The following is a 16,269-nucleotide window of genomic DNA, read 5'->3' on the forward strand; positions in this document are numbered from 1 at the left end:
CATGCCGCTGCGCCTGCCGGCCAAGATCATCGTGCTGACCTGCTGCCTGCTCGGCGGCCTGCTCGTCGTCTCGGTGCTGCTGTACGCGGTGCTGATCGCCTTCAAGTCGCCGGGGGAGGGCTTCGGTGCGGGCAGTCCGTGGTGGCCGGAGCGATTCCAGTGGGGCAATCTCGTTGCACCGTTCGAGATCGCGCCGTTCGCCACCTACTTCCGGAACAGCATCGTCGTCGGGGTCGCCGTGACCGTGCTGAACGTGATCACCTGCACCGCGGCGGGCTACAGCTTCTCCAAGTTCGGCTATCCGGGCCGGACCGCTGCGTTCGTCGTCGTCCTGGCCACCCTGATGGTGCCGCTGGAGGTGCTGTACGTGCCGCTCTACCACCTGGTCTACCGGCTCGGCTGGGTGGACAGCTTCGCCGGCTTGATCATTCCGGCGGCGACGAGCGCGTTCGGCATCTTCCTGATGAAGCAGTCGATCGACTCGGTGCCGGACGAGCTGCTGGAGGCGGCCCGGCTGGACGGCGCCGGCGAGCTCCGGACCCTGGTCTCGATCGTGGTCCCCGGCGTCGCGGCGCCGATGAGCGCGCTGGCCCTGTTCATCTTCATGTCCAACTGGGACAGCCATCTCTGGCCGCTGCTGGTGGCCTCCGACGACGAGCACCGGACGCTGCCGGTCGGCCTGGCCGCGATGCAGGCCAACAACCTCGGGGACACCGGCGTCCCGGTGATCGTCATGGCGGCCCTGCTGGCCCTGTTGCCGACGGTGCTGCTGTTCCTGGTGCTGCAACGGCGCTTCGTCAGCGGCATCGCGATGACGGCGGGGATCCGGTGACCGCCGTGCTGCTGGCGAGTGCGGCCACGACCGTGATCACGCCGAGCCGGCCGGGTCCGCTGGCCGGGTACGCGGCGCGGGCCGGCGCGGTGAGCACGGGGACCCATGACGACCTCGAGGCGGGCGCGGTGTGGCTCCGGTCCGGGCCGGACGACGCCGGTCTGGTCTGGCTCGCCCTCGACCTGATCGGCGTGACGCCGGCACTGCGGCAGGCGTGCCGGCGCCGGCTGGCGACGGTGTTCGGTACGGCCCCGGAGTTGATCATCACCGCCTCGCACACGCATGCGGCACCGTCCGGCTGGGTCGGATCGATCCATCCCGGGCACCCGGCCGCCGTCGATCCGGACGCGGTGGCGGAGCTGGGGGACCGGCTGACCGGGTTGTTCCGTGCCGTTCATGATCAACCCGCCGCCGCGGTACGGCCGACGTTCGCCGAACGGCCGGTCAGCGGGATCGGCAGCAACCGGCTGGACCTGGCCGGCCCGTACGACGCGACGGCCGGGATCCTCACCCTGCAACGGATCTCGGACGGATCTCCGGTGGCGATGATCGTCGACCACGGCTGTCACCCCACCGTGTTGCCGGCCGCCAATCTGGAGCATACGGCGGACTGGCCCGGGGCCTGCCGGCGCCGGATCGCGGCCGGCCTGCCGGGTGGCCCGCCGGTGCTGTTCCTGCAGGGCGCCGCCGGTGACATCAGCACCCGCTTCGTCCGGTCCGGCCAGACCTTCGCGGAGGCGGACCGGATCGGCGGTCGGCTGGCCGACCAGGTCCTCGATGCCGGCGCGGCTGCGCGGTCGGTCGACGGACCGCCGCTGATCATCCGGAGCGGTCTGCTGGTGCCCGGGCGGGCCGTTCCCGACCATGATCAGGCCCGGGCCGCGGTGGTCGACGCGGAGTCCGCGCTGGCCGCGCTGCCGGCCGGAGTCGATCATGGTCCGAGGCGGATCGTCCAGACCAGACTCGACGGCGCCCGGGTGCTGGCCGAACTGGCCGCGGCCGATCTCCCGGACCACTGGACGCTGCCGATCACGGCCGTCGCACTCGGCGACGTGGCCTGGATCCACCTCCCGGTCGAACCGTTCGCCTCGCTGGGTCTGCGGATCAAGCGCGCGAGCCCGTACCGGCAGACCAGGGTGATCGGCTACTCGGACGGCTACTTCGGCTATCTGGCCGACGCGGAGGCCATCGCGCACGGCAGTTACGAGGCGCTGAGCAGCCTGTTCGACGAGGCCGGCGCCGAAGCCGTCGTGGCCGGTGCCCTTACCCTGCTGTCCACCCTCCACCGACAGGCGCAACCATGACCTACGACTATCCCGACCTCGCCAGGACGGCCATCGACCGGCTGCTGGCCGAGCAGACCGACCGGATCGACGCCGCCGCCGACCTGATCACCGAGGCCCTGCTCAAGGACGCCGTGCTGCAGGCGTTCGGCACCGGCCACGCGCGACTGATCGTGCACGAGATGGCCGGCCGGGCCGGCGGGCTGATGCCGATCAACCTGGTCCGGCTGCAGGACCTCGTCTTCTTCGGCGACCGGGCCCCGGCCAGCCTCCTCGATCCCACCCTCGAGCGCGATCCCGGCTTGGCCGCCGAGGTCCTGGAGCTGGCCGCACCGGGACCGGGCGATCCGTGGCTGATCGCGTCCAACTCCGGCATCAACGGCTCCGTCGTCGAGTTGGCCCGGCTGGTCCGTGAGGGCGGTCATCCCGTCGTCGCCGTCTGCTCGCTCGCGCACAGCCGGTCGGTCGCCAGCCGCCACCCGAGCGGGCTCCGGCTGCCCGACCTGGCCGACGTCGTGATCGACACCGGCGCCCCGGCCGGCGACGCCGCCCTGGAACTGCCCGACGGCACCCGGATCGGCGCCCTCTCGAACCTGGTCGGCGTCGTCATCGTCCAGCTGCTCACCGAGGGCATCGCCCGCCGGATGCTCGCCGCCGGCGTCAGCCCGCCGGTCTACCGCTCGATGAACCTGCCGGACGGCGACCAGGCCAACGCCGTCAAGCTCGCCGCGTACGGGAGCCGGATCCGCCCGATCGAGCCCTGACCCGACCGACGTTCCCTGAGCCTGTCGAAGGGCCCTGACCCGGTCGACGTTCCCTGACCCAGTCGACGTGCCCTGACCCGGTCGACGTGCCCTGACCTGGCCGACGTGCCCTGAGCCTGTCGAAGGGCCGGGCGATCGGGTCCGGGTGTCAGTGCTGCGGCGTAGCGTGACCTCCATGGCCTACGACGAGGATCTGGCCCGGCGCATCGGCGCGGCGCTGGCGGAGTATCCGGAGCATGCGGCGGACGTGACCGAGCAGCGGATGTTCGGCGGGCTGGCGTTCCTGCTCCGCGGCCGGATGGTCGCCGCCGCCAGCGGCCGGGGCGGGCTGATGCTGCGCTGCGACCCGGCGGAGACCGACCGGCAGGTTGCGGCCGGCGCCGAGCGGATGGTGATGCGTGGCCGGGAGATGGACGGCTGGCTGCGGGTCCCGGAGCCGCTCATCGCCGACGAGGCGGAGCTGGCCCGCTGGGTCGCTGTCGGGGTGTCCTACGCCGCCTCGCTCCCGCCGAAGAAGGGAGCGACCGCGCAGTCCTCCTGATCCCGCCCTGCCTGGCGCGCGGTCCGGTCCGGCGAGTGCGCCGGATCCTTCGTCCGCTGTCGAATCGTTTCGGGATGAGGCTGGGGACATGCTCGACGTGATCATCCACCGACTCCGTACCCAGAGCCCAGCGGGGGCTTCACCGGCCCGCCGGCTGACCGCACTCGTCGCGCTCTCACTCACCTTCGGCCTGGTTCAGTTGGACGCGACGATCGTCAACGTCGCGCTGGACGCGATCCGGCGCGACCTGGGCGGCGGGATCGCGGCGGCCCAGTGGATCGTCACCGGCTACGCCGTGCCGTTCGCGGCCGGCATGCTGACCGCGGGGGCGATCGGCGACCGGTTCGGGCACCGGCTCTGCTGCCTGGCCGGCTTCGTGGTCTTCGGCCTGGCCTCCGGGCTCGCCGCCGTGGCCGGTGGGTGGGCGGTGCTGATCTTGGCTCGCGTCCTGCAGGGCGTCGGCGCGGCGGCGATGCTGCCGTCCTCGTTGGCGATGATCGGCCGGCTCTATCCCGAACCCGCGGCCCGGGCGCGGGCGTTGGGGATCTGGGGCGGGATCGCGACGGCGGGCTTCGCCACCGGCCCAGTCCTCGGCGGCTTGTTGATCACCCACCAGGGATGGCCGGCGATCTTCCTGATCAATCTGCCGGCCGCAATGCTCATCGGCGCGGGTGTCGCGCTGACCGGACCGGTGGACGTGCCCGGCCGGCGGCGGATCGACCCGGTCGGCACGGTGCTCGGCATGATCACCCTCGGTGCCCTGGCCGCGGCGATCATCGAGGCCGGGCAGCGCACCCCGGCGAGCGAACTGATCGCGACCGGCTTGCTGGCACTCGCGGTCGGGTCCGGGTGGCTGTTCGTCCTCTCCCAACGGGGATCCGCCGCACCCCTGCTACAGCCCGGCCTGGTCGCATCGCCGCAGTTCCGGTGGGCCTTGATCACAGGTTGCTGCTTCAACGCCGCGATGTACGGATCGCTGCTCTGCGTGTCGCTCACCCTGCAAGCCGGATACTGATACTCGGCCCTGGCCGCCGGCCTGGCGGTGCTGCCGATGGCGGTCGTGGTGAGCATCGGGGCCACCGGGAGCGGCTTCCTGACCGCCCGGTGGGGACCGCGGCGCCCGATGATCGTCGGGTTCGTCAGCGCGGGCGCCGGCACTTCGCTGATGGCCGCCGGGGCCTGGTCGGGCGCGCCGGGCATGATCATCATCGGGCTGACCATCTCCGGGCTGTGTTCGGTGGCCATGCCGGCGATGACCGCGGTCGCCCTGAATGCCGCTCCGGCCGGCTTCGCCGGTCTGGTCGGCGGCGCCCTGAACACGGCCCGGCAACTCGGCGGGGCGGTCGGGGTGGCCCTCCTCGGCGCGCTGGTGAACGCCGGTGGGTTCGGGCCGGGCGGCACGATCGCCTTCCTGGCGGCGGCGCTGGTCTGCGGCTGCGCCCTGCTGGGTACGGTCAGGGCGACCCCGGAGGAAGCGGAGCGTTCATCATGACCGGCGACGCCGATCTGTCCCGGATCGGTGAGTTGATCGCCGATCGAGCCCGCAACCGCATCCTGCTCGCGCTGTTGTCCGGGCGTGAGCTGGCCGCGGGTGTGTTGGCCACGGAGGCCGGGATCAGCCGGTCCACCGCCAGCGCGCATCTGCGCCTGCTGACGGACGGCGGGCTGATCGTCGCCCGTGCCGACGGCCGGCACCGGCACTATCGGCTGGCCGGGCCTGAGGTCGCCGACCTGTTGGAACGGATCAGCCGGTTCTCCCCGGCGGAACAGATCTCCTCGCTCCGTGGCGGCACCCGGGCGGCCCAGCTGCGGTTGGCCCGCACCTGCTACGACCATCTGGCCGGCCGGCTCGGCGTCGGCATCATGAACAGCCTGCTGAACCTGGGCTGCATCGTCGGCGGTGACGGCGCGTTCGATCGAGGGCTGGCGGATCGGGATCGCCCCGCGGCGCCGGGCCAGGATGTCGACTACCGGCTCACCGAATCGGGTGAGCGGTTCCTCAACCGCCTCGGAGTCCGGCTGTCGGGCGGCCGGCGGCCCGTCGTCCGCTACTGCATCGACTGGACCGAGACCCGGCACCACCTCGGCGGCCAGGTCGGTCGTGGCCTCTGCGACCGTTTCCTCGCCGCCGGCTGGCTCGAACCCCGCGCCACCCACCGTGCGCTGCGCATCACCGACGCCGGTTCCCGGGTGCTCACCTCCGAGTTCGGCCTCGACCTCGGCGCCTGAGCACGACCTCGATGGCCGGATCGCCGACGGAGGCAAAGCGGCCCGGCCCGGCATTCTGCCTGGTCAGGGCCGCTTCGAACTGGCATCCCCAACGGGATTCGAACCCGCGTTGCCGCCTTGAAAGGGCGGTGTCCTAGGCCACTAGACGATGGGGACTCGGACCGGAAAACTGTAGCCGGAACCGCGCCCGCAACCCAAACCGGTTCCGGCCGGCGACGCCACGCCCGGGATTGTTGTTACATGGTTGGCACTCCGGCTCCCTTGTCTGCTAACACCGTGGTGGATGATCATGAAAGAGAAGGCCTGTGTGTCGGGCACCTCGTCGGGAGGGGGTCATCATCATGGACGATCAACGTTCCGGCTCGATCGAGATCGCTCCACTGCAGTCCCAAGGATCGCTGTACGGCTTCGTGGTCTCGGGCCGCTGGCCCGAGGACATGGTGGAGTGGTCCAAGGTGCTGATCTTGGCCGTTCAGCTCGCCGCGGTGCCCGGTCTGGTGCCGACGACCACGGTGTACCGGGTCCGGGAGGACAAGCCGGACCTGACGCCGACCGCCGTCGGGCTGGTCGTCGCCGAGGGTTCACTGATCGGTGAGGATGCCCTGCAGCCGGGCCAGTTCGCCGGCGACGAGCAACCGCCCGGGCTGTTCGTGCTGCATCCGCCGGCGCAGACCATCCCGACCGTACGTGATCATGACGTCGCCTCGGGCTGCGTGTTCCTGCCGGGCCTGCCGTACCTCGGCCTTGATCATCGGGCGGCCTGGGTCGAGGCCGACATCGAGGGTACGGTGACCCATCTGGTCAGCCGCGGTGATCTTGACCCGAACACCGACGCCGACACGGCCGCCCTGGCGATGCTGCTCGCGGCCTGACCCGGTCCCTGCCCTGACCCTGGCGAAGCGCCTGAGGTCTCAGCCGACTCGCGCCGCGGCGGCGTCGACGGTCTGGGCGAGCAGGGTGGCGATCGTCATCGGACCGACACCACCCGGCACCGGCGTGATCCAGCCGGCCCGCTCCGCGGCGGCCGCGTACTCCACGTCGCCGACGTTGCCCGGGTTGTAGCCGCCGTCCACGACCACGGCGCCCTCCTTGATCCAGTCGCCCCGGATCAGTTCCGGCTTGCCGACCGCCGCGACCACGATGTCCGCGGTCCGGACGACCTCGGCCAGGTCGCGCGTCTTGGAGTGGCAGTAGGTGACGGTGGCGTTGCGCTCCAGCAGCAGCAGGCCGACCGGCTTGCCGAGGATCGGGCTGCGGCCGACGACGACGGCGTGCTGCCCGGCCAGCGGCACCTCGTACGCGTCGAGCAGCCGGATGATGCCGCCCGGGGTGCAGGACTGGAAACCGGGCCGGCCCAGCCCCATCGCGGCGAACGAGGCCATCGTGACGCCGTCCACGTCCTTGGCGGCGCCGATCGCCTCGAAGACGGCCGGCTCGTCGACCTGATCCGGCACCGGGTGCTGGACCAGAATGCCGTCCACGGTGTCGTCGGCGGCGAGCTGCTCGACCTGGGCCACGACCTCGGCCGTGGTGCTGGTCTCCGGCAGCGCGATCCGGCGCGACTCGAGGCCGTACTTCCGGGCGCGGTTGCCCTTCATCTTCACGTACGTCACGGAGGCCGGGTCCTCGCCGACCAGCACGGTCACCAGACACGGCTTGCGACCCAACTGCTCGGTCAGCTTGGCCGCGCGTTCGGCGGTCTCGTCGAGCAGGGCTTGCGCGGTGGCGGTTCCGTCGAGGATGCGTGCGGTCACGGCGTTCATTATGTCCCGGAACGGAATCCAACCCGCAGCTCGGTGTGAGCTACGGGCTGGATTGTCCGTGGGGGAGGTGTCCGGGTCGGACTACAGCACCTCGTACTTGACCGGGACGACCCCTGCGGAGATTCCGCCGATGACCTTCATGGCCGCGGTGGAGAGATCGAGACAACGTCCCTCGATGTACGGACCGCGGTCGGTCACCGGGACCGTCACCGTCTTGCCGTTGTTGAGGTTGGTCACCTTGACCTTGGTGCCGAACGGCAGCGACTTGTGCGCCGTGCTGAGCTTCGACGGATCGAACCAGCCACCGGTCGCGGTCTCCTGGGGCTCGTCGTAGTACGAGGCCTTGCAGGTGCCGGTCTTGCCGGAGTCCTTCGACTTGTCGTCGTCGCCGGACTTCTCCACCTCACCCGAGCCGCCCGCCGACGAGTGGCCGGAGGAGTAGGTGGTGACGTGGACGTGGTTGTAGTGGTTCGCCGAGTCGTCGCCGCGGTCGGCCATCCAGCGCCAGCCCTCGCCGTCCCGCTCGATGTTCCAGATCCGCTGCTGCCAGATCAGGTAGTTGACCCCGAACTTCTTGTGGTTCTTCTTCAGGTACGCGGCGATCTCGTCACCGAGCGCCTTGCCGGAAGAGGTGCCGTACTTCGGGATCATGATGTCGATCGCCCGGCCGTCCCGGTGCTCCGCGTTCCAGGAGCCGGGCCGTACCCCGTAGAAGGTCTTGATCTGCGGGAACTTCTCCAAGATCGCGCGATGGACCTTGATCGTGTTCGCCTGCAGGCCCTTCTCGTCGGCGTAGTCGCCGGAGTCCATCGACGGGCCGTCGTCGTTGCCGGAGTCGTCCGAGTCGTCGTCGGCCTTCGGCTTCGACTTGGACAGGTACTTGGCGGTGACCCAGCGGACGGCGTTGTCGTAGATGATCTGCGCGCGGCCGTTCTTGGTCACGCCGGTGATCTTGAGCTTGGTGCCCTTCGGGACGTCGCCGAGATCCTTGAAGGCGTCCGAGCTGCTCGACCTGATCATGAGTTCCGTGGTCGCGTACCGGGTGCCGACCACCTTGGGCAGCTTGGGCACGACCGGCGTGTTGACCTTGGTGTTGGACAGGTACTTGGCGGTGACCCAGCGGACGGCGTCGCCGTAGATGATCTGCGCGCGGCCGTTCTGGGTGGCCCCGGTGACCTTGAGCTTGGTGCCCTTCTTGACCTCGGTGATGATCCCGAAATCGGCGTCGGACGTCGTCCTGATCAAGAGGTCGGCGGTCGCGGTACGGGTGCCGGTGATCTTGGGCAGGCCGTTCGAGCTGGCCAGGTACTGGGTGCTCACCCAGCCCTTGCCCTGGCTCAGTGCGATCTCGGCGAAGCCCCGCGATGCCTTGCCGGTGAGCGTCACCTTCATGCCTTCCGGCAGGGTGGTGACGCGGTCGTAGGAGAGGCCAGGACCCTTGCGTACGTTGAGATCCGTGGTGGTGATCTTGACGCTGCCGGTGTTGATGTCACCGGGCGCCGGCAGGTCGGATTCCTTCTCCAGGTACTTGCTGGAGATGTAGGCGGTGCTGCCGTTGAACCGGACCTTGGTCCAGCCGTTGCTGGAGCTGAGGGCGGTGATCGTGCCGCCCCGGTACAGGCCGCCGATGATCGATTTCGAGGTGCTCGGGCCGGACCTGATGTTGACCCCTTCGGTGGCGGTGGCCTGCCAGCCGGCCTCGGCCGGTTGCGTCCCCAGCAGGCCGACCACCACGCCCGCCGTCACGGCGAGGGCCGACACGGTCTTGACCGCGCGGATGGTGATACTCACGGACTCTTCCTCCTAAGGCGGCCTTCCCGGACCGTCTGAACGGATTCCCCTGGTGACGCTGTCACCTGCGTCCCCCAAGTCACGCCAGTAACAACAACCCCAAGCTGCGCAGGACTTTAATCTCGTAACATCCGTCACGGCAAGTGTTTGAGTAGGGATCTAAGGTTGATTTCAAGTCGACACGCCGTGAGCGGGTCAAAAATCACACCGGTGTTATTCCGCTCTGACCAGCGACGGAACCGCAGCTCGGAGGATGGCTACGATCTCCGTACGGGCGCGTCGGAACCCTCAGGGAGAACTCGAACCGGCGACAGAAGCCTGAGAAGACGTACGGGGACCCGAAAGGTTGGGGCGTGGCGATCGACCTGTCGACCGAGCGGTTCGAGGAACTGGTCGCTCTCGCCCTCGACGAGATCCCGCCCGAGCTGTCCGTTCTGATCGACAACTGCGTGATCCTGGTCGAGGACGACCCGCCGCCCGACGAGCCCGACCTCCTGGGCCTCTACGACGGCATCCCGCTGACCGAGCGCGGCACCGACTACGCCGGCGTGCTCCCGGACCGGATCTTCATCTACCGCCGCCCCACCCTGGCCATCTGCGACACCCTCGACGACGTCGTCGAGGAGGTCCACATCACCGTCGTCCACGAGATCGCCCACCACTTCGGCATCGACGACGCCCGCCTCCACGCCCTCGGCTACGCCTGACCACCCCCAAAAACCCGCCGACCGGTCACAAGAGCAGCGGTTTTGGCGGCGTGTCGCTGCGGAAGTGACTGGTCGGCGTGGCGGTCGGGGTCGGGGTCCGGGCGGAACAGAAGGCGGGGGCCTCCGCCCGGTCGAGAGTTGGCCCGGCCAGGAGTCGGGTCGGTGGGGGTTGCCCGGTCGGGAGTCGGGTCGGTCGGGGGTTGCCCGGTCGGGTTGGCTTCGGTCGGGGGTTGCCCGGTCGGGTTGGCTTCGGTCGGGGGTTGCCCGGTCGGGTTGGCTTCGGTCGGGGGTTGCCCGGTCGGGGGTTGGCTCCGGTTGGGAGTCGGCCGGTCGGCGTTGGCTCCGGTTGGGAGTCGGCCGGTCGGCGTTGGCTCCGGTTGGGAGTCGGCCCGGTTGGGCGTCGGCCCGGTCGGAGCGGGCAGGGTCGGGAGTTGGGCAGGTGGGAGTGGTCGGGTCGGAGTGGGCCCGGTCGGGAGTCGGCCCCGGTCGGGAGCCGGGTCGGTCGGGGTTTGGCCCGGTCGGGAATCGGGCTGGTCGGAATCTGACCGGTCGGGAATCGGGGTTGGGGATGGCTCCGGTTGGGAGTCGGCCCGGCCGGGAGTCGGGTCGGTCGGGGGCTCGGCCGGTCGGGGGTGGGCCGGTCAGGAGTTGGTCCGGTCGGAGTCGGCCAGTAGAGAGCGGGTCGGTAGCCCCTTCCCGAAGCGTTCCCAGCGGATGACCACCGAGCGGACGCACATGGCAGCTTTGGTTGCGGCAGATGTGCCTGACTGTCCACTCGGTGGCGTCAGCAGCCTTGGCCGGCGTGATCGCCGCCGGTCAGCTGACTTCGACTTCTCGGCACTCGATCCGGGCGGGTCGGCGGCGCCGAGCGGCGATCCGGCGCTGGACCGGATCGGCAACCGCGTCGTAGCCGTTCGGGATCGCAGGCCGAGCAACCACGTACGGACCGGTTGTCTCCCGGTCCGTACGGCTGGAGCGTTCCCGCGGGAACGTCAGCTCGTCGTGCGGTCCAGCCGGCGCAGGTCGCCGAGGGCCCGCTCGACGGTGGCGGTGTCGTCGGAGCCGAGCAGCCGGACCAGCCGCTTGATCTCGGCCGGGTCGATGCCGTGTCGGCGGGCGGCGCGCAGGTGGGCTGCCGAGTCGAGGTCGAGCTCCAGGACGGCGTCGGCCTCGCGCCGCAGGGTCAGGGCCCGGCTCTCCCGCGGCTTGGCGGCCGAGGTCTGGCGGCTCAGGCTGGTCGGGTCGAAGGGGGAGCCGGTGAGGGCCGGGCCGAAGAGGGCCGCGTAGCCGACGTTGCCGTCCCGGTTCGGGTGGTAGGACTCCTCGATCGGGTTGCTCAGCCCGTTGATCCATTCCGGGTCGTCGCAGACCGCGTGGCCGTCGAACGAGGAGCGCGGGTCGACGAAGGTGAAGCCGTGGCCGGCGGCCTTGGCGGCGATCAGCGCGTCGAGGTTGTCCGAGCCGTCGTTCAGGGCGGACTGCTCCGAGGGGCTGAAGAAGGTGGCGAGGTTGCAGTCCTCGCCGTTGAAGATCCACGGGTAGCCGCCGACCGCCACCTTCGCGTTGGGCGCCGCGGCCGCGATGGCGCCGAACAACGATTCGTAGCGGCCCGGCAGCTGGTTGGCGATGATCGCGTTGCCCTCCGCGATGGCCTCCTCACAGTCGCTCAGCCAGCCAGGCTGGGCGCACTCGGTGAGGACGTCGGCGAAGCCCGCGTCGTTGCCGCCGATCGTCATCGCGACGTACGCGGTACCGCTGCTGAGGGCCTGCAGCTGGTTGCCGGCGACGTCGGCCGTCACCGCGCCGCTGCAGGCCTGGTAGCTCAGCGCGAGGCCGTACGCGTCGGCCAGCAGGGCCGGATAGCCGTACGGGGATCGATAGCAGCCGTCCTGCTTGTCCCGGGTGCCGACGCCGGCCGAGTAGGAGTCGCCGAGGGCGACGAACTGGGGAGCGACCGCCTGCGCGGGCGTGACGCCCAGCGAGCTGAGCAGGGCGGCCAGGACGGTGGTGGCGGCGGCGACGATCGAGCCCCGCAGAAGCTTCGATGGAATCACCCTCACGATCCTGGCAGATCCTTACCTCATCTGGAAGACCTGCGCAAACTCTTGGCTGACTGTTCGTCTGATCGATCCGGGACGCTAGCCGAGCAGGATGTAGCTCGTCGCACCCAGCGCGATGATCACGACCAGCAGGGTCAGTGCGACGACGGTACGGCCGTCGGTGGCCAGCCGGTTCGTGTGCCAGGTGGCGTTGTTGATCTTGTAGCGCAGACCGGACAGCCAGCCCAGTGCGCCGGCGACGATGATCGCCACGCCGGCGACCAAGATCGCCACGGCCGGCGACTCACCGAAGACCAGCCGGGCGATGATCAAGGCGCAGGCGAGGCCGGACAGGGTCGTACGCTGCCAGGCCAGCGTGGTCCGTTCGTTCTGCAGCCCGGGATCCGTCGGCATGATCGACTATTGGAGCACGACGACGACCGCCACGACGGCGACCACGGCGATCCCGACGGCGATCAGGGTGAGCAACGGCGACGACGGCAGCGGCCGCTTCAACCGGAGGGCGCGCTCGTTGCGGATCCACCGGGTCAGCCCGCCGACGCCGCAGGCCAGTCCGCAGGCGATCAGGGCGATCGCGGCGATCCGCACCTCGAGATGGACCGGGCCGCCGATACCGGCGATCGCCATCACGCCGACGCCGCCGGCCAGGAACCCCAGTGCGGTACGGATCCAGGCCAGGAAGGTGCGCTCGTTGGCCAGCGTGAACCGCGGATCGGGCTCCGTGCCGGCACCGTAGACGTGGCGCGGCCAACGGCGGTCCGGCTCTCCGGACGGCGGTTCGGTCACGGTGGCGATCCTAGTGGTGGGGCGACGGACCTCAGTCCGCGGTCGCGCCGACGACGTGGCTCGCCCGTGCCTCGGCGACCCAGCGGGCGCAGCGGCCGAGCGTGTCGTCCGGGAGATACCCCGCCCGCAGATCGCCCACCGGAACCACGGTGGCGCCGGTGGCCTCGGCAGCGGCCGTCAGCGCGGCGGTGTCCCCGATCACGGCGAGTACGCCGAGCATCCGGCGGATCCGGTTCACCTCCAGCGTCTTGCGTACGTCGTCGGCGAACTCGGGCGCCATGATCACCAGGGAGCCGCGGGCGGCGATCGTCCGTTCCAGGACGCCGAGCAGTTCCCGTACCGAATGGATCGGGTCGGCGCAGAGCAGGACCCGCGGCGCGTCCAGCACACTCCAGCCGCTCGCCTGGTCGGTGACGAAGTGGTCCGAGGCTCGCCGTACTGGGAGCGTGACCGTGGCCGGGTCCTTGATCAACGCGGCGATCTCGGTCCGCTCCTCGTCCGACAGGTCGGTGCTCGGCGCGTGCTCCGGCGGGCGGTGTGCCTCCAGATCGGTCAGGTAGTGCGGCGCGGGCGAGTCCGGCGAGAACCTCGGAATGTCCCGTTTCGGCGGCGACGCAAGCTGATCCAGGGCATGCTGCCGCCGTCGGCGGTCGGAGACGGCGCCGTAGACGATCACGGCGACGCCGATCACCGCGACCACGATCAGCCCGAGGATCCAGGAATCCATGCCCTTCAGCCTGCCACGGGGCGGCTCGATTACAGTCTGATCATGAGCGAGACGGCACGCATCGGTTCCAGGCTCGTGGCCACGGGGCACTACCAGCCGGAACGGGTGCTGACCAACGACGAGATGGCGACCATCGTCGAGACCTCGGACGAATGGATCAGGCTGCGCACCGGCATCGCCACCCGGCGCATCGCGCGCGACGACGAGACCGTGGTCGACCTGGCCGAGGCCGCCGGTCGCGACGCTCTCGCTTCGGGCGACATCACGGCCGACGAGATCGACCTGGTGATCGTCGCCTCCTGCACGTCCGATCAGCGCTCGCCCAACACGGCCGGCCGGGTGGCGCAGCGGCTCGGCCTGAACGGGCCGGCGATCATCGACGTCAACGTGGCCTGCTCCGGTTACGTTCATGCCCTGGCCGTCGCCGATCAGGCGATCCGGGCCGGTTCGGCGACGACGGCGCTGGTGATCGGCGCCGAGAAGCTGTCGGCGTACACCGACTGGACCGACCGGACCACCTGCGTCCTGGTCGCCGACGCCGCCGGCGCGATGATCTTGCAGCGCACCGACCGGCCGACCGTCAGCGACGTAACCTGGGGTTCGGTGCCCGAGCTCACCGATGCGGTACGGATCGAGCCGCCCACCGAGAAGTTCGCCCAGGAAGGGAAATCGGTCTTCAAGTGGGGCATCTCGGCGGCCGAGGGACTGGCCCGGGAGAGCGTCCGGCGAGCCGGCTATGAGCTGTCCGAGATCGGCGTCTTCGTCAGCCACCAGGCCAATCTGCGGATCATCGAGCCGCTGGCCCGTCAACTCGGCCTGACCGACGTGATCGTTGCGACCGACATCACCGCCTCCGGCAACACGTCCGCGGCGAGCATCCCGCTGGCGTTCTCCAAGCTCTACCGGGCCGACGAGCTGCCGGCCGACACCCCGACCCTGCTGTTCGGCTTCGGCGGCGGCTTCGCATACGCCGGCCTGGTGATCCGGACGCCCGAGAAATGATCATGCTCGCTGCTTGAGTTCAACCAAGGTTGAGGTTGCAGACTCGATGCATGAGACAGGTGGAAGTGATCGAATTCGGCGGCCCCGAGGTCCTGAAGGTTCGGGAGGGTCCTGATCCCCGGCCCGGTCCGGGGCAGCTGGTGATCGATGTCGCCGTTTCCGGCGTCCAGTCGCTGGACGGCTATCTGCGCCGCGGGGCCTGGCCGGACTTCCTGCCCGGCCCGCCGCCCTATGCTCCGGGGCTGGAGGCGGCCGGTGTCGTCGCCGAGGTCGGCGACGGAGCGGATCCCGGATGGCTTGGGCGGCGGGTCGTGGCCAGCCTGACCGGCGGTGGGTACGCGAGCCGGGTGGTCGCCGCCGTCGACGAGATACTCCCGGTCCGCGATGACCTCGATCTGCCCCAGGCGATGGCACTGCTGCACGACGGCAGCACGGCCGCCGCGCTGCTCGAGGAGACGCCGGTCGAGCCGGGCGAGACCGTGCTGGTGCTGCCCGCCGCCGGTGGGCTGGGTTCCGTCCTGGTGCAGCTCGCGGTGGTCGCCGGAGCTCGGGTGATCGGCGCTGCTCGCGGTCCGGCGAAGCTCGCCTTGATCAAGGAACTCGGTGCCGACGAGGTCGTGGACTACGGCGACCCCGGCCGGCTGGATCAGATCGGACCGGTCGATGTCGTCTTCGACGGCGTCAGCGGTGATCTTGGTCGAGCGGCGTTCGGCACGATCCGGCCCGGCGGCCGGTACGCGAACTACGGCAACGCCAGCGCTGCCGAGTCGTTCGTCACTCCCGACGAGGCAGCTGATCGAGATGTCCGGCTGCGCGGGATGGAGCAATTGGAGTCTTTCCAGGCCGAGCGATCGCGCCGCTTCGCCGACGTGCAGCGGTTGGCCGCCGCCGGCACGATCCGGCCGGTCATCGGCGCGTCGTACCCCTTGAACCAGGTAGCCGAGGCGCACCGGGCGATCGAGGCGCGGGAGGTCTCCGGCAAGGTTCTGCTCCTCGCGGCCTAGACGCGGCGGGCCAGGTGCAGCACCAGGTCGCTGACGAACTCGATCGTGTCCGGCATCGCCGACCGGACCCGTTCGAAGATCGACTTCCGCTGCTCCGGTTCGATCACCAGGAAGCGGGACTGGGTCCCGATGTGGCCGATGAAGTCATCCCGGCTGAACTGGAGCCGGCGCGGGATGGTGTGTTCCTCGATTGCTTCGAACCGGTCATCCTCGGCGATCTCGTTCGCCGGCCAGGCCCAGCCGACCCGGTTCACCGGGTTCAGCTGCGGACCGGCGTGCGGGTCGGCGTCGCCGCCGATCGCCTGTTGGAACCGGGCCCGGACCTCGGGATCGGCCAGTTCGAGTTCGCCGCCGAAGAAGGCGGCCGTACCGCCGGCCGGCAAGATGGCGGCCAAGCGGTCCCAGCGGGTCGCCGGGTCGGTCCAGTGCCAGGCGGCGGCCGCGTAGACCAGCTGGACCTGGCCCGCGAACTCGTCCAGGGGCAGCTGCTCGAAGGTCCCGACCATGGTGCGTACGGGTAGCCCGGCGGTCTGTTCCCGAAGCACGTCGAGCATCCGCGGGTCCGGCTCGCTGGCGATGACGGTGATCTTGTGCGCCGCCACGGCCCGGGTCGCCTTCCCGGTCCCGGCGCCCACCTCGAGCGCGGTCCGGATCGGCAGTGCGGCGTAGCCGATGATCATCGCGATCAGCGAGTCGGGGTAGCCCGGCCGGTGTCGCTCGTAGCCGGCTGCGTCAGTACCGAAGGTCAGGGCGCGGATGGTCATGCTGTCATCCTGACCC

General features: G+C 70.3%; 18 protein-coding genes and 1 tRNA gene. 11 read left to right on the plus strand and 8 right to left on the minus strand.

The genetic code is table 11. The features are described from left to right. Position 1: 1 nt before the first annotated feature. The 7 genes from AC6CCG_RS32090 to AC6CCG_RS32120 all read left to right on the plus strand — a co-directional run bounded on the left by AC6CCG_RS32090 (position 2) and on the right by AC6CCG_RS32120 (position 5,649). Positions 2 to 832 carry a carbohydrate ABC transporter permease gene (locus tag AC6CCG_RS32090; RefSeq protein ID WP_496658920.1) on the plus strand — a complete coding sequence of 277 codons (831 nt, stop codon included), beginning with the start codon at positions 2 to 4 and terminating at the stop codon, positions 830 to 832. Next, positions 829 to 2,136 carry a hypothetical protein gene (locus AC6CCG_RS32095; RefSeq protein ID WP_496658921.1) on the plus strand — a complete coding sequence of 436 codons (1,308 nt, stop codon included), beginning with the start codon at positions 829 to 831 and terminating at the stop codon, positions 2,134 to 2,136. The genes AC6CCG_RS32090 and AC6CCG_RS32095 overlap by 4 nt, the downstream gene beginning before the upstream one ends. After that, positions 2,133 to 2,879 (plus strand): sugar isomerase domain-containing protein, encoded by a 747-nt coding sequence (locus tag AC6CCG_RS32100; RefSeq protein WP_496658922.1) that lies wholly within the window; start codon positions 2,133 to 2,135, stop codon positions 2,877 to 2,879. The genes AC6CCG_RS32095 and AC6CCG_RS32100 overlap by 4 nt, the downstream gene beginning before the upstream one ends. A gap of 175 nt (positions 2,880 to 3,054) precedes the next feature. Then, positions 3,055 to 3,420 carry a TfoX/Sxy family protein gene (locus tag AC6CCG_RS32105; protein ID WP_496658923.1) on the plus strand — a complete coding sequence of 122 codons (366 nt, stop codon included), beginning with the start codon at positions 3,055 to 3,057 and terminating at the stop codon, positions 3,418 to 3,420. Positions 3,421 to 3,508: 88 nt separating this feature from the next. Then, complete coding sequence (locus AC6CCG_RS32110; protein WP_496658924.1) at positions 3,509 to 4,435, plus strand: MFS transporter; 927 nt, start codon at positions 3,509 to 3,511, stop codon at positions 4,433 to 4,435. A 9-nt stretch (positions 4,436 to 4,444) separates the two neighbouring features. Then, positions 4,445 to 4,912 carry an MFS transporter gene (locus AC6CCG_RS32115; protein ID WP_496658960.1) on the plus strand — a complete coding sequence of 156 codons (468 nt, stop codon included), beginning with the start codon at positions 4,445 to 4,447 and terminating at the stop codon, positions 4,910 to 4,912. Then, positions 4,909 to 5,649, plus strand: a complete 741-nt coding sequence (locus AC6CCG_RS32120; RefSeq protein ID WP_496658925.1) for an ArsR/SmtB family transcription factor — start codon at positions 4,909 to 4,911, stop codon at positions 5,647 to 5,649. The genes AC6CCG_RS32115 and AC6CCG_RS32120 overlap by 4 nt, the downstream gene beginning before the upstream one ends. A gap of 80 nt (positions 5,650 to 5,729) precedes the next feature. Here AC6CCG_RS32120 and AC6CCG_RS32125 read toward each other — a convergent pair. Continuing rightward, positions 5,730 to 5,805 (minus strand) — tRNA-Glu (locus AC6CCG_RS32125). A 185-nt stretch (positions 5,806 to 5,990) separates the two neighbouring features. On the opposite strand from AC6CCG_RS32125, the gene AC6CCG_RS32130 reads away from it, so the two are divergent. Next, positions 5,991 to 6,521, plus strand: a complete 531-nt coding sequence (locus AC6CCG_RS32130) for a peptidase (RefSeq protein ID WP_496658926.1) — start codon at positions 5,991 to 5,993, stop codon at positions 6,519 to 6,521. A gap of 39 nt (positions 6,522 to 6,560) precedes the next feature. Here AC6CCG_RS32130 and AC6CCG_RS32135 read toward each other — a convergent pair whose 3' ends face one another. Together AC6CCG_RS32135 and AC6CCG_RS32140 are read right to left on the minus strand one after the other, a co-directional pair. Further along, complete coding sequence (locus AC6CCG_RS32135; protein ID WP_496658927.1) at positions 6,561 to 7,412, minus strand: bifunctional 5,10-methylenetetrahydrofolate dehydrogenase/5,10-methenyltetrahydrofolate cyclohydrolase; 852 nt, start codon at positions 7,410 to 7,412, stop codon at positions 6,561 to 6,563. A gap of 81 nt (positions 7,413 to 7,493) precedes the next feature. Then, positions 7,494 to 9,203: a septal ring lytic transglycosylase RlpA family protein gene (locus tag AC6CCG_RS32140; RefSeq protein WP_496658928.1), complete on the minus strand. Its 1,710-nt coding sequence runs from the start codon at positions 9,201 to 9,203 to the stop codon at positions 7,494 to 7,496. 353 nt (positions 9,204 to 9,556) lie between these two features. Between AC6CCG_RS32140 and AC6CCG_RS32145 the strand changes: the two genes are divergently transcribed. Continuing rightward, the gene (locus tag AC6CCG_RS32145; RefSeq protein WP_496658929.1) at positions 9,557 to 9,910 is read left to right on the plus strand and encodes a metallopeptidase family protein; all 354 of its coding nucleotides are present in this window, start codon (positions 9,557 to 9,559) and stop codon (positions 9,908 to 9,910) included. A gap of 992 nt (positions 9,911 to 10,902) precedes the next feature. On the opposite strand, the gene AC6CCG_RS32150 is transcribed toward AC6CCG_RS32145, so the two are convergent. From AC6CCG_RS32150 to AC6CCG_RS32165, 4 genes are all read right to left on the minus strand, one after another. After that, positions 10,903 to 11,964: an SGNH/GDSL hydrolase family protein gene (locus AC6CCG_RS32150; protein WP_496658930.1), complete on the minus strand. Its 1,062-nt coding sequence runs from the start codon at positions 11,962 to 11,964 to the stop codon at positions 10,903 to 10,905. Between the two features lie 84 nt (positions 11,965 to 12,048). Next, complete coding sequence (locus tag AC6CCG_RS32155; protein WP_496658931.1) at positions 12,049 to 12,363, minus strand: DUF202 domain-containing protein; 315 nt, start codon at positions 12,361 to 12,363, stop codon at positions 12,049 to 12,051. A 6-nt stretch (positions 12,364 to 12,369) separates the two neighbouring features. Then, a complete protein-coding gene (locus tag AC6CCG_RS32160) occupies positions 12,370 to 12,756 on the minus strand; it encodes a YidH family protein (protein ID WP_496658932.1) in 387 nt (128 codons plus the stop codon). Between the two features lie 31 nt (positions 12,757 to 12,787). Beyond that, positions 12,788 to 13,483, minus strand: a complete 696-nt coding sequence (locus AC6CCG_RS32165; protein ID WP_496658933.1) for a hypothetical protein — start codon at positions 13,481 to 13,483, stop codon at positions 12,788 to 12,790. Between the two features lie 42 nt (positions 13,484 to 13,525). On the opposite strand from AC6CCG_RS32165, the gene AC6CCG_RS32170 reads away from it, so the two are divergent. Both AC6CCG_RS32170 and AC6CCG_RS32175 read left to right on the plus strand, forming a co-directional pair. After that, positions 13,526 to 14,485, plus strand: a complete 960-nt coding sequence (locus AC6CCG_RS32170; RefSeq protein ID WP_496658934.1) for a beta-ketoacyl-ACP synthase 3 — start codon at positions 13,526 to 13,528, stop codon at positions 14,483 to 14,485. Between the two features lie 50 nt (positions 14,486 to 14,535). Next, positions 14,536 to 15,489, plus strand: a complete 954-nt coding sequence (locus tag AC6CCG_RS32175; protein WP_496658935.1) for a zinc-binding dehydrogenase — start codon at positions 14,536 to 14,538, stop codon at positions 15,487 to 15,489. On the opposite strand, the gene AC6CCG_RS32180 is transcribed toward AC6CCG_RS32175, so the two are convergent. Beyond that, positions 15,486 to 16,253, minus strand: coding sequence for a class I SAM-dependent methyltransferase (locus tag AC6CCG_RS32180; protein ID WP_496658936.1), 768 nt, complete (start codon positions 16,251 to 16,253; stop codon positions 15,486 to 15,488). The genes AC6CCG_RS32175 and AC6CCG_RS32180 overlap by 4 nt on opposite strands. Between the last annotated feature and the right edge of the window lie 16 nt (positions 16,254 to 16,269).

The sequence above is a fragment of the Microlunatus sp. YIM B11417 genome, assembly GCF_059617205.1.

Bases quoted from the DNA above. Each gene is read 5' to 3' on its own strand.
- AC6CCG_RS32155 (WP_496658931.1), bottom strand. From the start codon at position 12,363: ATGCCGACGGATCCCGGGCTGCAGAACGAACGGACCACGCTGGCCTGG.
- AC6CCG_RS32105 (WP_496658923.1), top strand. From the start codon at position 3,055: ATGGCCTACGACGAGGATCTGGCCCGGCGCATCGGCGCGGCGCTGGCG.
- AC6CCG_RS32100 (WP_496658922.1), top strand. From the start codon at position 2,133: ATGACCTACGACTATCCCGACCTCGCCAGGACGGCCATCGACCGGCTG.
- AC6CCG_RS32090 (WP_496658920.1), top strand. From the start codon at position 2: ATGCCGCTGCGCCTGCCGGCCAAGATCATCGTGCTGACCTGCTGCCTG.
- AC6CCG_RS32120 (WP_496658925.1), top strand. From the start codon at position 4,909: ATGACCGGCGACGCCGATCTGTCCCGGATCGGTGAGTTGATCGCCGAT.
- AC6CCG_RS32135 (WP_496658927.1), bottom strand. From the start codon at position 7,412: ATGAACGCCGTGACCGCACGCATCCTCGACGGAACCGCCACCGCGCAA.
- AC6CCG_RS32170 (WP_496658934.1), top strand. From the start codon at position 13,526: ATGAGCGAGACGGCACGCATCGGTTCCAGGCTCGTGGCCACGGGGCAC.
- AC6CCG_RS32110 (WP_496658924.1), top strand. From the start codon at position 3,509: ATGCTCGACGTGATCATCCACCGACTCCGTACCCAGAGCCCAGCGGGG.
- AC6CCG_RS32180 (WP_496658936.1), bottom strand. From the start codon at position 16,253: ATGACCATCCGCGCCCTGACCTTCGGTACTGACGCAGCCGGCTACGAG.
- AC6CCG_RS32165 (WP_496658933.1), bottom strand. From the start codon at position 13,483: ATGGATTCCTGGATCCTCGGGCTGATCGTGGTCGCGGTGATCGGCGTC.
- AC6CCG_RS32130 (WP_496658926.1), top strand. From the start codon at position 5,991: ATGGACGATCAACGTTCCGGCTCGATCGAGATCGCTCCACTGCAGTCC.
- AC6CCG_RS32175 (WP_496658935.1), top strand. From the start codon at position 14,536: ATGAGACAGGTGGAAGTGATCGAATTCGGCGGCCCCGAGGTCCTGAAG.